The sequence below is a fragment of the Pseudoalteromonas denitrificans DSM 6059 genome (assembly GCF_900112265.1).
Taxonomy (GTDB): domain Bacteria; phylum Pseudomonadota; class Gammaproteobacteria; order Enterobacterales; family Alteromonadaceae; genus Pseudoalteromonas; species Pseudoalteromonas denitrificans.
Genome location: NZ_FOLO01000059.1, coordinates 20,607 through 33,669, shown reverse-complemented (window position 1 = coordinate 33,669; position 13,063 = coordinate 20,607). Strand labels below are relative to the sequence as shown.

The 13,063-nt window shown below is 34.9% G+C and carries 9 protein-coding genes; 6 read left to right on the top strand and 3 right to left on the bottom strand.

The window, feature by feature from the left end:
* Nucleotides 1-423 precede the first annotated feature (423 nt).
* Together gppA and rhlB are read right to left on the bottom strand one after the other, a co-directional pair.
* Nucleotides 424-1,926, bottom strand: a complete 1,503-nt coding sequence (gene gppA, locus BM088_RS22720) for a guanosine-5'-triphosphate,3'-diphosphate diphosphatase (RefSeq protein WP_091990272.1) — start codon at nucleotides 1,924-1,926, stop codon at nucleotides 424-426.
* Between the two features lie 32 nt (nucleotides 1,927-1,958).
* Nucleotides 1,959-3,221 (bottom strand): ATP-dependent RNA helicase RhlB, encoded by a 1,263-nt coding sequence (rhlB, locus tag BM088_RS22715; protein WP_091990269.1) that lies wholly within the window; start codon nucleotides 3,219-3,221, stop codon nucleotides 1,959-1,961.
* Nucleotides 3,222-3,312: 91 nt separating this feature from the next.
* Here rhlB and trxA point away from each other — a divergent pair, with 91 nt between their 5' ends.
* Both trxA and rho read left to right on the top strand, forming a co-directional pair.
* On the top strand, nucleotides 3,313-3,639 hold the full coding sequence (gene trxA / locus BM088_RS22710) for a thioredoxin TrxA (protein WP_091990267.1): 327 nt from the start codon (nucleotides 3,313-3,315) through the stop codon (nucleotides 3,637-3,639).
* Nucleotides 3,640-3,819: 180 nt separating this feature from the next.
* Nucleotides 3,820-5,079 (top strand): transcription termination factor Rho, encoded by a 1,260-nt coding sequence (gene rho, locus BM088_RS22705; protein ID WP_091990264.1) that lies wholly within the window; start codon nucleotides 3,820-3,822, stop codon nucleotides 5,077-5,079.
* A gap of 67 nt (nucleotides 5,080-5,146) precedes the next feature.
* Here the strand turns inward: rho and BM088_RS22700 are convergent, their stop codons facing one another.
* The gene (locus BM088_RS22700) at nucleotides 5,147-7,969 is read right to left on the bottom strand and encodes a tetratricopeptide repeat-containing hybrid sensor histidine kinase/response regulator (RefSeq protein WP_091990261.1); all 2,823 of its coding nucleotides are present in this window, start codon (nucleotides 7,967-7,969) and stop codon (nucleotides 5,147-5,149) included.
* A 156-nt stretch (nucleotides 7,970-8,125) separates the two neighbouring features.
* Between BM088_RS22700 and BM088_RS22695 the strand changes: the two genes are divergently transcribed.
* From BM088_RS22695 to BM088_RS22680, 4 genes are all read left to right on the top strand, one after another.
* The gene (locus BM088_RS22695) at nucleotides 8,126-8,701 is read left to right on the top strand and encodes a DNA-J related domain-containing protein (protein ID WP_177208146.1); all 576 of its coding nucleotides are present in this window, start codon (nucleotides 8,126-8,128) and stop codon (nucleotides 8,699-8,701) included.
* Between the two features lie 51 nt (nucleotides 8,702-8,752).
* On the top strand, nucleotides 8,753-10,222 hold the full coding sequence (ubiD, locus tag BM088_RS22690; protein ID WP_091990277.1) for a 4-hydroxy-3-polyprenylbenzoate decarboxylase: 1,470 nt from the start codon (nucleotides 8,753-8,755) through the stop codon (nucleotides 10,220-10,222).
* 96 nt (nucleotides 10,223-10,318) lie between these two features.
* Nucleotides 10,319-11,032, top strand: a complete 714-nt coding sequence (gene fre, locus BM088_RS22685; protein ID WP_091990256.1) for an NAD(P)H-flavin reductase — start codon at nucleotides 10,319-10,321, stop codon at nucleotides 11,030-11,032.
* Nucleotides 11,033-11,250: 218 nt separating this feature from the next.
* Nucleotides 11,251-13,050, top strand: a complete 1,800-nt coding sequence (locus BM088_RS22680; RefSeq protein WP_091990253.1) for a winged helix-turn-helix domain-containing protein — start codon at nucleotides 11,251-11,253, stop codon at nucleotides 13,048-13,050.
* Nucleotides 13,051-13,063: the final 13 nt, after the last annotated feature.

Sequence of the window (13,063 nt, the reverse complement as noted above, 5' to 3'; positions counted from 1 at the left end):
TGTTACCGACTAAACCGAAGTTAAGAAGGTAACTTAGAACTCAATCTGCAAGAGTGCCCACACAGATGATTACTTATTGTTAAAGAACGTTTCAAGCGAAGTAAACGTTGCCGTTAATTGCTTGGGGTGCGAATAATACACCTTAAAAACCTTGAGTCAACACTTAATTTTAATTTTCTTTAGAAGAAGTTTCTTTCTAAAGAATCGTTAAGTTTTACTTGCCTCGCCAACCTAGCTAACTTGCTACACCCCTTTAAGAATGTTGCTTGCCGTCTGTGTCGGTGGAGGCGCAGTATAGAGAGATTTGGATTGAGCGCAAGTGTTTTTTAAAAAAAAAGTTAAAAAACAATTCTATTGTTTGGATATCACCCAATATGTTGAAATAAAATACAAAACTCTCGTTCGAGTAATATATGTGATGTTCTAAAAGGTTGAAATAACTAACTTCCAGCCTACTTTTTTCTGATAATGGATTTCTTGCTCTAATTCAGAACGCATTAGGGGATGTTGCTCTAACCAAGTTTTAGGAAGTAATACTGATAAAGTATCATTTTCAGCTTGTAACTTAACACTAGGAAAAACATCATTTTTACGTCTCATCGCAAAAAGAACTGATAAACGTAAAATCCTAACGAGTTTTTGACCATGCTTTTCATTTATACCTAAAGATAAAAATTGTTGATCGTCAATATCTGCTCGATGCCCTGATACAAGTGCAACAAGAAGTTTATGTTGAGTTTGACTAAAACCTGGCATTAGCGTGTTTGTTAAAATATATGCTGTGTGTTTTTGATATTGCTTATATTCAATTAACAGACCTACCTCATGTAGCAAAGAAGCTGCATTTAAAATAGAGATACTTGACTCTATATTGTTAAACCAGTGCTCAGATACTTGCACCGCAAAAGAAGAAGCTAGATCTGATACTCTTTGTCCTTGATGCTGATCGACATGATACCTTTCAACAAAACTATCAATAGTACGTTTGCGTATGTCATGGTTTTGTAATTCTTTAACCATGCTATACAAGACGCCTTCTCGTAAAGCGCCACCGGCCAACCCCATAGAATCAATTTCTAATGCTTCAAATAAAGCAATCAGTATAGATAGACCAGAAACAAATACTAATCGTCTATCTTCAACTAAACCAGGTAAAGCTAGCTGTTCAATTGTTTTATACAATACAGCTTGTTTCTTAATGCTATTAAGTTTCTCTAGGGTTAAATTTTCATCAAGACCTTGCGCTATCATAATTTCTTGAATTGCCTGAACTGTTCCAGAAGCACCTGAAACACTTTTCCAGCCAACAGTTTTATAACTTTGTTTAATTGGCTTAATCATGTCATGCGCAGCAGCCGTTGCTAATTCAAAATTATTTAATGTTAAATTACCATCGTGAAAATATTTTTCCAAATAGGTAACACAACCCATATTTAAACTTTTATAATTTAGCGGTTCAAACGCATCTCCGATGATAACCTCAGTACTTGCCCCACCGATATCAACAACAAGTTGTTTACCACAAAAGGCTGAGGTATATGCTACACCTTTATAAATCGTTTTAGCTTCAACCTCCCCACTGATTACTTCAAGTTTATGGTTTAGTATCATTTGTGCTTTATCGATAAATTCCTTAGCATTAATGGCTAAGCGCAAGGTTGCAGTAGCTACAATACGAATATTTTGTGCTGGAATATCCTGTAATCGTTCAGCAAATAAATACAAACACTCCCAACCCCTTTGCATTGCTTCGAGGCTTAGATGATTCTTTTTATCCAGACCTGCGGCCAAACGTACTTTACGTTTAACCCTGCCTATCGTTTGTAAATCTCCTGCAACCGATTTAGCTATCAACATATGAAAGCTATTTGAACCTAAATCAATTACAGCATAAATATTTTGATGCTGATTTGCAGCTACAACCATTGTTACCTCTAATCCCTGTGATTTTTTACTTTTTATCTGTTGCGATGATTATTTGGTTTTCGTCCACCCGTACGATTTCGATTTTGTCCTGGATGACTTCTACGCTTTTGTAATACAGGAACTGTTAAATCATCAAGCAATGCATCTCTGTCATAGTGAGATAGTGGAATTGTATGCTCAATATATTCTTCAACGGCTTGCAGATTATAGGCATATTTTTCACACGCAAAACTAATTGCATGTCCTGATGCACCCGCCCTACCCGTTCGGCCGATACGATGAACATAATCCTCACAATCATCTGGTAAGTCAAAATTGAAAACATGACTTACTTCAGAAATATGAAGGCCACGGGCAGCAACGTCAGTTGCAACTAAAATATCAATATTACCCTTAGTAAATTGGTCTAAAATTGATAAACGCTTTTTCTGAGCAACATCACCTGTTAATAAACCAACTCTATGTTTATCAGCTTGTAACCAAGCATGTATTGTTTCACAACTATGTTTAGTATTTGCAAAAACAATTGCTTTTTCAGGCCACTCATCTTCTAGTAAAGTTAGTAGTAAAGGCATTTTATCTTCTTGTGAAGGCTGAAATAGCTCTTCTTGAATTCTTTTACCTGTTTTTTGAGTCGGGTCAACCTGAACATGCACAGGATCTGTCATATGCTCAAATGCTAATTCCTGAACTTTATAAGATAAAGTCGCTGAAAATAATAAATTTAGTCTATTATTTGCGTCTGGCATGCGCCTAAATAGGTAGCGAATATCTTTAATAAAGCCCAAATCAAACATGCGATCGGCTTCATCTAATACAACAACTTCAATATCATTTAAGCTATAAAAGCCTTGTTTGTATAAATCAATTAACCGGCCTGTCGTGCCAATTAAAATATCAACACCATTTTCAAGTTGTGCCCGTTGTTTTTCATAATCTTCGCCACCATATACTAATCCTAAGTTTAGGTTACAGTGAGGTGCTAATATTTTTGCATCTTTATGGATCTGTACCGCTAACTCCCGGGTAGGAGCCATGATCAGGGCTCTTGGGTGTTTGCTCGGTCCTTTGGTATTTTTCAACAGGTGGTGACACGTTGCCGTTAAAAACGCGAGTGTTTTACCAGTACCTGTTTGTGCTTGCCCCGCAATATCGCGCTTTTGTGCGACATAAGGGAGGCATTCAGCTTGTATGGGTGTACAAAATTCAAACCCATTAGCGTCTAAACCGGTTACTACTTCCGGCGCAATATCAAAGTCCGCAAACTTTTTTTCAGTCAAATGTGTATTATTCATAGCGATAAAGCATAACGCTTAAGCTTGCAATAAGAAACAATAGTGTTTAAATACGCATTAAATAAATTAGCGAACCATAGTGGAGAGCGCGATGAGCGACAAAATTATTACATTAACAGATGACAGCTTTGAATCAGACGTATTAAATGCAACTGGTCCAGTATTAGTAGATTTTTGGGCCGAATGGTGCGGCCCTTGTAAAATGATAGCTCCAATCTTAAGTGATGTAGCCGAAGAACATGCTGATAAAATAACTATCGGTAAATTAAATATCGATCAAAATTCAGCAACGGCACCAAAGTTTGGCATTCGTGGTATCCCAACTTTGCTTCTTTTTAAAGATGGCGCTGTTGCCGCAACTAAGGTGGGTGCTTTATCAAAGACTCAACTAGTAGACTTTATAAACGATAATATCTAATGATATTAAGATAAAAAAGGGCTTTGCCCTTTTTTATTATATTAAATTCGTATAAAGACTGGACGAAAGGCAAAAGTACTGCTAATTTATAAAGCCAAAGAATATTCCAAAGTAATTTCTAATTATCCAATCAAAATTGAAATCATTTTAAACACTAGATAACAGTGAAGAACCCACCTTATGCATTTACGCGAACTTAAAGACAAATCAATTAACCAACTTGTGAAACTAGCTGAGTCTATGGGACTTGAGCACGTTGCACGATTAAGAAAACAAGATATCATTTTTGCTATATTAAAAGCGCACTCTAAAAGCGGTGAAAATATATATGGCGGCGGTGTATTGGAAATATTACAAGATGGTTTTGGTTTTTTAAGGTCATCTGAAGCATCATACCTTGCTGGCCCGGATGATATTTATATTTCACCCAGTCAAATTCGTCGTTTCAGTATGCGAACGGGTGATACAATTTCAGGCTTAATTCGCCCACCAAAAGACGGTGAACGCTATTTTGCTCTACTAAAAGTTAATGAAGTTAACTTTGATAAACCTGAAAATTCACGAAATAAAATTTTATTTGAAAATTTAACGCCTTTACACGCTAATGACCGCCTTAGAATGGAGCGTGGTAATGGTAGTAAAGAAGATCTTACATCTCGAATTATCGATTTAGCGTCTCCAATTGGTAAAGGTCAACGCGGTTTATTAGTTGCACCTCCTAAAGCGGGTAAAACGATGTTGCTTCAAAACATCGCCCAAGCAATTGCACATAATCACCCTGAATGTGAATTAATGGTATTACTAATTGATGAACGTCCAGAAGAAGTGACTGAAATGCAACGCTTAGTAAAAGGTGAAGTTATTGCTTCTACCTTTGATGAACCAGCAAGCCGTCACGTACAAGTTGCCGAGATGGTAATTGAAAAAGCAAAACGATTAGTGGAGCATAAGAAAGACGTTGTTATCTTATTAGACTCAATTACACGTTTAGCCCGTGCATATAACACGGTAATTCCATCATCAGGTAAAGTACTGACTGGTGGTGTTGATGCTAATGCACTACATAAACCAAAGCGTTTCTTTGGTGCTGCACGTAATGTAGAAGAAGGTGGCAGCTTAACAATTATTGCTACAGCGCTAATAGATACAGGCTCTAAAATGGATGAAGTTATCTATGAAGAGTTTAAAGGTACTGGTAACTTAGAATTACATCTAAACCGCAAAATTGCAGAAAAAAGAGTATTCCCTGCTATTGATATTAATCGTTCTGGTACCCGTCGAGAAGAATTATTAACTAAAACTGACGAACTACAAAAGATGTGGATTTTACGAAAAATAGTACATGAAATGAGTGAGGTTTCTGCTATTGAATTCATGATAGATAAGCTATCTATGAGTAAAACGAATGCAGCTTTCTTTGATTCAATGAAACGTCAGTAAACTTTTATCTTTATTTTAAAAAACACCTGTCTTTCAGGTGTTTTTTAATTAGAGATCCTTTTTAAGATTAATCTTTAGATAATATAACCTTCAGCTCATCGAGCAGTTTACTCGTAGCTTTATCTATCTCAGCTAAATTTTCCTTTTTAAGATATGACTCTAATTTTTTCGCAGTAGCAGCTAATGACTCAAAACCAAACATTTGAGCAGCTCCAGAGAGTTTATGTGCCTGTAATCCTAATCCAGTTAAATCATTCTCTTTAATTAATAACGTAAGGCTTTTATGCTCTTCAACTAAACTTTCTTTAAATTCACTTACTAGATCCGACATATCAAGTATATTAAGCGCTTGATATGCTTCCGTTTCAGAAGTTTTCAAATCATAGTATTTTGCAATTTCTTCAATAAATATCGTTCGCTCAATAGGTTTTTTTAAATGCCCATCAAAACCAAGTGATAAGTATTGTTCTATTTCATGCGCCATTGCATTAGCCGTTAATGCAATAATAGGCTGAGAGCAGCCACATTTTCGTAATAACTTTAATGCTTCAATACCATCCATCTCTGGCATCTGAATATCAAGTAAAAGAAGCTCTGGATCGTGTTGTAAAAATAATTCAACAGCTTCTTTTCCATTTCTAGCTGAAATCACATCAAGCCCCAAACCAGTTAACAACCGACTAATAAGGCGACGATTATCATCATGATCTTCAGCTAATAAAATTTGTCCTGAAAAAATATGTTTTTGATTTTGGTTAGCCCCCTCCAAACCGCCTTGTTCTACGGTTTCCGCGGATAAATCAGAGTAAGGTAATATTAAGGTGAACACACTGCCTTTATTAATTTTACTTTGTGCGATAATTTTTCCTCGCATTATTTTTGCTAATTGTTCAGATAAACATAAACCCAACCCTGTACCACCAAACCTACGACTGATACTACTATCTCCCTGAGTGAAACTTTCAAATAATCTCTCTAATTGTATTTCGTCCATGCCAATACCCGTATCTGCCACTTTAAAAATCAAGTCATCTTTTCGTACCGATATGTCAAGTTTCACACTTCCTTTGGCTGTAAATTTAATCGCATTGGAGCATAAATTAATGAGTATTTGTTTTAAACGGAAGCTATCTGTATTAATTATAAATGGAGAATTTAAAACATGATTAATTTCAAACCGCAGGCCTTTGCTTTTGGCCTGCTTTTTAAATATATTATTAAGCTCAACAAGTATAATATTTAAATCTTGGTTTTTTAATTCTAACTCTAATTTATTAGCTTCGATTTTACTTAAATCCAAAATATCATTAATTAAGTCAAGCAAATGCAAGCTATTATTGTGAATAATTGAAACTTCTTTATTTACAAATTCATCTTCAACATCACCTGCAACAATTGCTTCGGCTTGACCCATAATAGCTGTTAATGGTGTTCTAATCTCATGGCTCATATTCGCCAAAAATTGGTTTTTTACTCTGCTGGCATGTTGTAACTCTTTCATTAAACACTCAAGTTCTTGTGTTCTTTGCTGTACTTGAAGCTCTAAAGTTAATTTTGAATTACGTTCAATATTTCTTCTGAAAACAAAAAATAAAATTAAAAACATTAAAAATATAGCTATGATTATAAAGTTTCTTTTCTGAGTCACTTTTTCTATTTCAAGCATTTGAAATTGTTTTGATTTTTCTAAATGCATGACTTGCTGCTTTAACTTTTCAGATTCAAAACGCGCGAACTCTTTATTTAAAGCTAAATTAGATGCTTTATTATTTTCTATTTCATATAAATGAAGATTTTTAACCGCTTCAAAAGCATCTCCCTGGGCCGCATTAATTAATGATAACAAGGATAGATTCATCGTTAATTGATCTTGATACCCTATTTTTTCAGCCGTGATATTTGATTGTGTCAAATAGTCAAAAGCTTCAGAGTATTTTTTTTGGTAAAACATTGTTTTTGCATAACTAAATAAACTACCCGCATAAGCGTTTTTATGCCCTACTTGAAGGCTTAATGACATGGCTTTTTTGGCATATTTTTGTGCTTTCTTTATTTCACCAGTCTGAGTATATAATTCAGCTAAATTATGAAATTGAGAAGCAACATTATATAAATCGTCCTGTTTTTGATAATAATTAAGTGATTTTAGTAAATACCCTTGTGCTAAATCATATTCTCCAGCATCTTCGTATGCAGCACCTAAGTCACCATAAGCCAAAGCCAAACCTTTTAAATCACCAAACTTATTACGTTCTGCAATGACTTCCTTCAAAATATCAATTGATATATCAAAGCGCTTTACTCTTAAATAAAGACCAGCAATATTATGGCGAACATCGACTAAATCAACCTCAGTACCATGAGCTCTAAACAATGTTTCTGCTTCTTCATAGCTTTTAATCGCGTCAGATACATTTCCTATAGCCGCATAAACAAGCCCTATATTGCTGAGTAAATTTGCATGTTTTATTGGTTCAACTGAAGGAGGGTAAAATGCAATTGAACTTTGATAAGCAGACAATGCTTTGTAATTATTACCTAAATAATAATGCATTACGCCTATCATTTTATAAGCACCAGCCTCTTCTAGCTTTAAGTCTTGAGGATGAAAAAACAACTGTGCTTGTTCAAAATCAGATAATGCATCTTCTAACTCCCCTAATGAAAAATAAATTTTTCCACGAGCATTTATAGCAAAGGCATACTCTTCAGATTTAGGACTCGTTAAATCAAGTAATTGGTTAATTTGTTTTAAAGCAATTTTTTCATCTGTTAATTGCATTATTTGAGTGATTTTAGTTTCAAAATCAGCATTTTTTGCTGTAGCAGTACCTATGCTACACATACAAATAAAAAAACACGTCAATAAACTCTGTTTAAAACCTCTCATTTACAATACCCTAAAACACACTTTCCATTAATGATATATTGAAGTAACTTCAATACTTTAGATGCCCATCAGTTATATCATTATATCTGAAATCACTAAAGCATTTACTTTAATCTTCTATAATATAGTTTTATGAAATGTAGTGAGATAATACAATTGCACGATAATCCATTAAGCCAAACTATTTTTGAATGCTTGTTACAAACATCTCATTGGAAAATACACACTTTAGCCACATACTTATGTGATAATCATCATATAAAGCAGTTAGACCTCAATTATGATAAAAACATTTTCAAGAAAAATTTCATTATAATGAATGCCTTATATCAACTAGATGATGAACTTTCAAATCACGGTTATAGCTTAATTATTGAAACGCTTGATATCCGATTAACAAAATTAAGCAATACTCTTATTCACAGTAATAGATTAAAAAACTATTATCTAAATTGGCATAACTTCAACACTGACATTAAGGAAGTCAATGCTTTACTAGATTCATTTTGGCAAAGTCATTTAATCAAAACTGTAAAGTATTCACATACAAAAGAAGAGGTAGATTCTGCATTTTCATTCTTTGACTTACCAAAAGATGCTACAGCAGAACAAATAACTAAACAATGGAAAGCCCTAGCATTAAAGTTTCATCCAGATAAAACATCAGGAAATAAAAGTAAATTCCAACAACTACAAGCGCAATGGCAAGTATTAAAAACAACCTTTCGCTAGAAAAGTGCGTATAATATCGCTAAATTTATATTTGCCATGACGACTAGCGTAATGAAATACAAAGACCTGCGGGACTTTATTAAGCTACTAGAAAAAAAAGGTCAGCTTAAAAGGATCACGCAAGAAATTGATCCATACTTAGAAATGACTGAAATAGCCGATCGCACATTACGCGCAAAAGGCCCAGCTTTATTATTTGAAAATCCAAAAGGTTATAAAACTCCAGTGCTTGCCAATCTATTTGGAACCCCCCAAAGAGTTGCCATGGGCATGGGTAAAGAAGATGTTTCAGCGCTACGTGAAGTCGGTAAATTATTAGCTTTTTTGAAAGAACCTGAACCACCAGCAGGAATGAAAGAAGCATTAGGGCAAATCCCTGTATTTAAACAAGTATTAAATATGCCACCAAAGGTAGTAAAAAAAGCCCCCTGCCAAGAAATAATCATTGAAGGTGATGATGTTGATTTAACTAAATTACCAATTCAACATTGCTGGCCTGGTGATGCTGCACCATTAATTACCTGGGGTTTAACAATTACCAAAGGTCCTTATAAAAAACGCCAAAACCTCGGTATTTACCGCCAACAATTATTAGGTAAAAACAAAATAATCATGCGCTGGTTATCACATCGTGGCGGCGCATTAGATTTTCAAGAATGGTGTAAAGAAAACCCTGGTGAACCTTACCCCGTTTCAGTTGCCTTAGGTGCAGATCCGGCTACAATTTTAGGTGCGGTAACTCCGGTGCCAGATACATTAAGTGAATATGCTTTTGCGGGCTTATTACGTGGCAGCAAAACTGAAGTTGTAAAATCAATCTCCAATGAATTACAAGTACCAGCAACCGCAGAGTTTGTATTAGAAGGTTACATTGTTCAAGGTGAAATAGCTCCTGAAGGTCCGTACGGGGATCATACAGGTTATTACAATGAAGTAGATGACTTTCCAGTAATGACTGTAACACATATAACACATAGAAAAGACCCAATATACCACAGTACGTTTACAGGCCGTCCACCTGATGAGCCAGCTGTTTTAGGCGTGGCATTAAACGAAGTATTTGTGCCTATATTGCAAAAGCAATTTCCTGAAATTGTGGATTTTTATTTACCACCTGAAGGTTGCTCATACAGAATGGCCGTTGTTACCATGAAAAAGCAGTACCCAGGTCATGCCAAGCGTGTAATGATGGGCGTTTGGTCTTTTTTACGTCAATTTATGTACACCAAGTTTGTGATTGTATGTGACGATGATATTAATGCTAGGGATTGGAATGATGTAATTTGGGCTATCACTACCAGAATGGACCCTGCAAGAGATACCACTCTGATTGAGAATACCCCAATAGATTATCTCGATTTTGCTTCACCAGTTTCAGGTTTAGGTTCAAAAATGGGCTTAGATGCGACAAATAAATGGCAAGGTGAAACTGATAGAGAATGGGGTGAACCCATTGTTATGGATCCAGAAATAAAAGATAAAGTAGATCAAATTTGGGACTCTCTTAATATTCTCGATTGAGCACCTCAGATTAAGAAACATCACATAAATAACATGTGCCAATGGCACTAAATTAACAGTAAACATAACCAGATTAGCGTCGTAAAAGGTAATATAATGCAAGAGTTAAAGGCAAGTGTTGTTGCTATTAGTGCACTTAGTGAGTTTATTTTCAAAGTTGAATTAAAACCTGAACAACCAGCAGAGTTCTTTGCAGGTCAATATCTACAAGTAGTTTTAGGTGAAAAAGACAAACGTGCTTTTTCGATTGCAAGCCGACCTAGCCAAAATAACTTATTAGAATTGCACATAGGTGCCACTGCAGCTGACACATATGCAATTCAAGCACTAGACCACTTACGAGAGCATCATAAAAACCATACCCAAGCGACATTAGAAGTTGGGTTAGGTGTATCACAATTACGAGAGAAAAGTGATAGACCTATTATCATGCTTGCAGGTGGCACTGGCTTTTCATATGTGAAATCAATGGCAGACCATTTAGCTGAAACAGGCTGTAAACGTCCCGTATTGTTTTACTGGGGAGTGAAAGAAGAGTCAGCTCTATATGCTAAAACTGAAATGGAAGCTTGGGCAGCATCAAATTCACACTTTAATTTTATTCCGGTTGTTGAGCTAGCTGATGATAGCTGGTCTGGTCATTCTGGTTATGTGCATAATGCAGTGTTAAAAGATATTATGTCATTAGGTGCCTATGATATTTATATGGCGGGTCGATTTGATATGATAGGTCCTGTGCGTGATGACTTTATTAATCAGGGCGCTATTCGTGAACATATGTATGCAGATGCATTTGCCTTTATAAAGTAATAACCCCCACTTTGTAAAAATAGTCAGATCAAAACCATATGCTGTTTTCCTGATTATTTTTACTCTATTATCACGTTAAAACTCAGCCCCAAAAGAAATTACCCTACCAGTTAAAGTCTCAACTTTATGCTTCTACGCATTATGATTCAAAGGATATTGTTATCCATTTTTAAATTAATCAGTTAGTATCAAACAGTCTGAAAAATACAATAAGTACTATGAAATATAGATTTCTTAATTTTGAGTTCGATAGTATCAGTTTAATACTTAGCAAAAATGGTGAAAACTTAGCGATCCGCCATAATGAAGCTAAATTATTGGCTTTAATGCTGAGTCAACCTGAACGTGTTTTTAGTAAAGAAGAGATCTTAGCTGAAATTTGGCAAGACAAAGTCGTTTCTGAACAAGCAGTATTTCAAAATGTTAGCCACCTTAGAGGCTTTTTTGGTAATGATGCAATTAAAACCTTTTCCAAACGGGGCTATCAATGGCAACTTGAGCTACAAGAGAATTTAAATAATCACTTCCCCAGGAAAGCTGATATAAATAAAAAAGAAACCAAACAATATAAACCTCTCAAATTAGTATATGCATCAATTTTAACACTCACTCTTGTCTTTATAATATTTTTTATCTTCACTTCAATATCCGTACAAAACAATGACATAGCACCAATTGAAATTGCTTTAATCCCTTTTGAAAAACAAGGTGATAAAACCTTTTTAGAGCTGACCACTAATACAAGTATTAACTTTATTGAGTTAACTGATGTAAGTTACAGAAACTTTATCGCCACTTCTGAGCTTACATACCCAAGTTTAGCAACCAAATACCCTTTGATTCTCACCGGAGCATTCCGAACTCATAATCAACAAACTTATTTAGATTTCATATTAAAAGGTCCTTTTACTCAGTGGGAAGGCCTAATCACAGGTAACTCTCAGCAAGAGGTTACTCATAAATTAAAGGAACATCTAACACAAAGCTTTATTTATGACTTAATAGGCAAATCACAACCGCCAGAATTAAAACTCGCAAATTTATCATTAGCACATCAAGAAAAACCACATGATTTCATTACACTAAATCAACTTATAGAAGTTTATATTCAGATAGATGAGTTAGATAAAGCTATGGTTATGGCCGATAAATTGGCTAATATAGCCAATATCGAATCTAACCCCCTACAAATGGGAATAGCATTTCTTCATCAGAGCGCAATTTTAACAAGAAAAAAACTATATGATTTAAGTTCACAAAAACTAAGCTTATCAATTACACAATTTGAAAAAATTGGAGATTTAAAACGCCAAGCTGATGCCTGGAATGCGCAGTCATGGATAGACCATCAACATGATAACTATGATGCAATTAAAACCAGTTTACTCAAATCTGCACAGTTGGCTTTTGATACAAAAGATAAATCTCGCGAAATAGATGCTCTCACATACTTATCCGTAATGGCATACAAACATCATCAAGAAGAAGATAAATATCTATACTTGCAACAAGCCGAAAATAAAATGCGCCTTTATCAACTTCCAATTTATCACTTTGCTAAAGTCCCCTTTCATTATGCTATTTTTGCTAAAAAGCCCGCTGATAAAGAACCTCATTTAAAACAAGTACTCGAGTTTACCGTCTTAACGCCTGACCATTGGGTGGCACAAAATAGCAGAGAGGAACTAATGCAATATTATATTGCACAAAATAGACTCAATGAAGCTCAAGCCTTAATACAAAACTTAAAAACAGATAACGTATACAACTCATTTTTGAAAACATTATTAGCTCAAGCTCTACAGCAAACAGATCTATTTATTACATATGCTCACAAAACATTTGAGCAAGCTCAGCTGGCCGGAAATAAATATTTAAGTTTAGATACAGCATTACTTTTATGTGGTACTTCAGCTGAACAAGTAAATTATGACTTTTACTCTCAATTTATTAATGAGAATGCCACTCTCAATTGGCAACGTAGAAATAAAGAAAAGCTCGTTGCTCTTAACCTTTAAAGAAAAAGGTAGC

Excerpts from the sequence above, each read along its gene's own strand:
- rhlB (WP_091990269.1), bottom strand. The coding sequence starts at position 3,221 with ATGAATAATACACATTTGACTGAAAAAAAGTTTGCGGACTTTGATATT.
- BM088_RS22680 (WP_091990253.1), top strand. The coding sequence starts at position 11,251 with ATGAAATATAGATTTCTTAATTTTGAGTTCGATAGTATCAGTTTAATA.
- rho (WP_091990264.1), top strand. The coding sequence starts at position 3,820 with ATGCATTTACGCGAACTTAAAGACAAATCAATTAACCAACTTGTGAAA.
- gppA (WP_091990272.1), bottom strand. The coding sequence starts at position 1,926 with ATGGTTGTAGCTGCAAATCAGCATCAAAATATTTATGCTGTAATTGAT.
- fre (WP_091990256.1), top strand. The coding sequence starts at position 10,319 with ATGCAAGAGTTAAAGGCAAGTGTTGTTGCTATTAGTGCACTTAGTGAG.
- trxA (WP_091990267.1), top strand. The coding sequence starts at position 3,313 with ATGAGCGACAAAATTATTACATTAACAGATGACAGCTTTGAATCAGAC.
- BM088_RS22700 (WP_091990261.1), bottom strand. The coding sequence starts at position 7,969 with ATGAGAGGTTTTAAACAGAGTTTATTGACGTGTTTTTTTATTTGTATG.
- ubiD (WP_091990277.1), top strand. The coding sequence starts at position 8,753 with ATGAAATACAAAGACCTGCGGGACTTTATTAAGCTACTAGAAAAAAAA.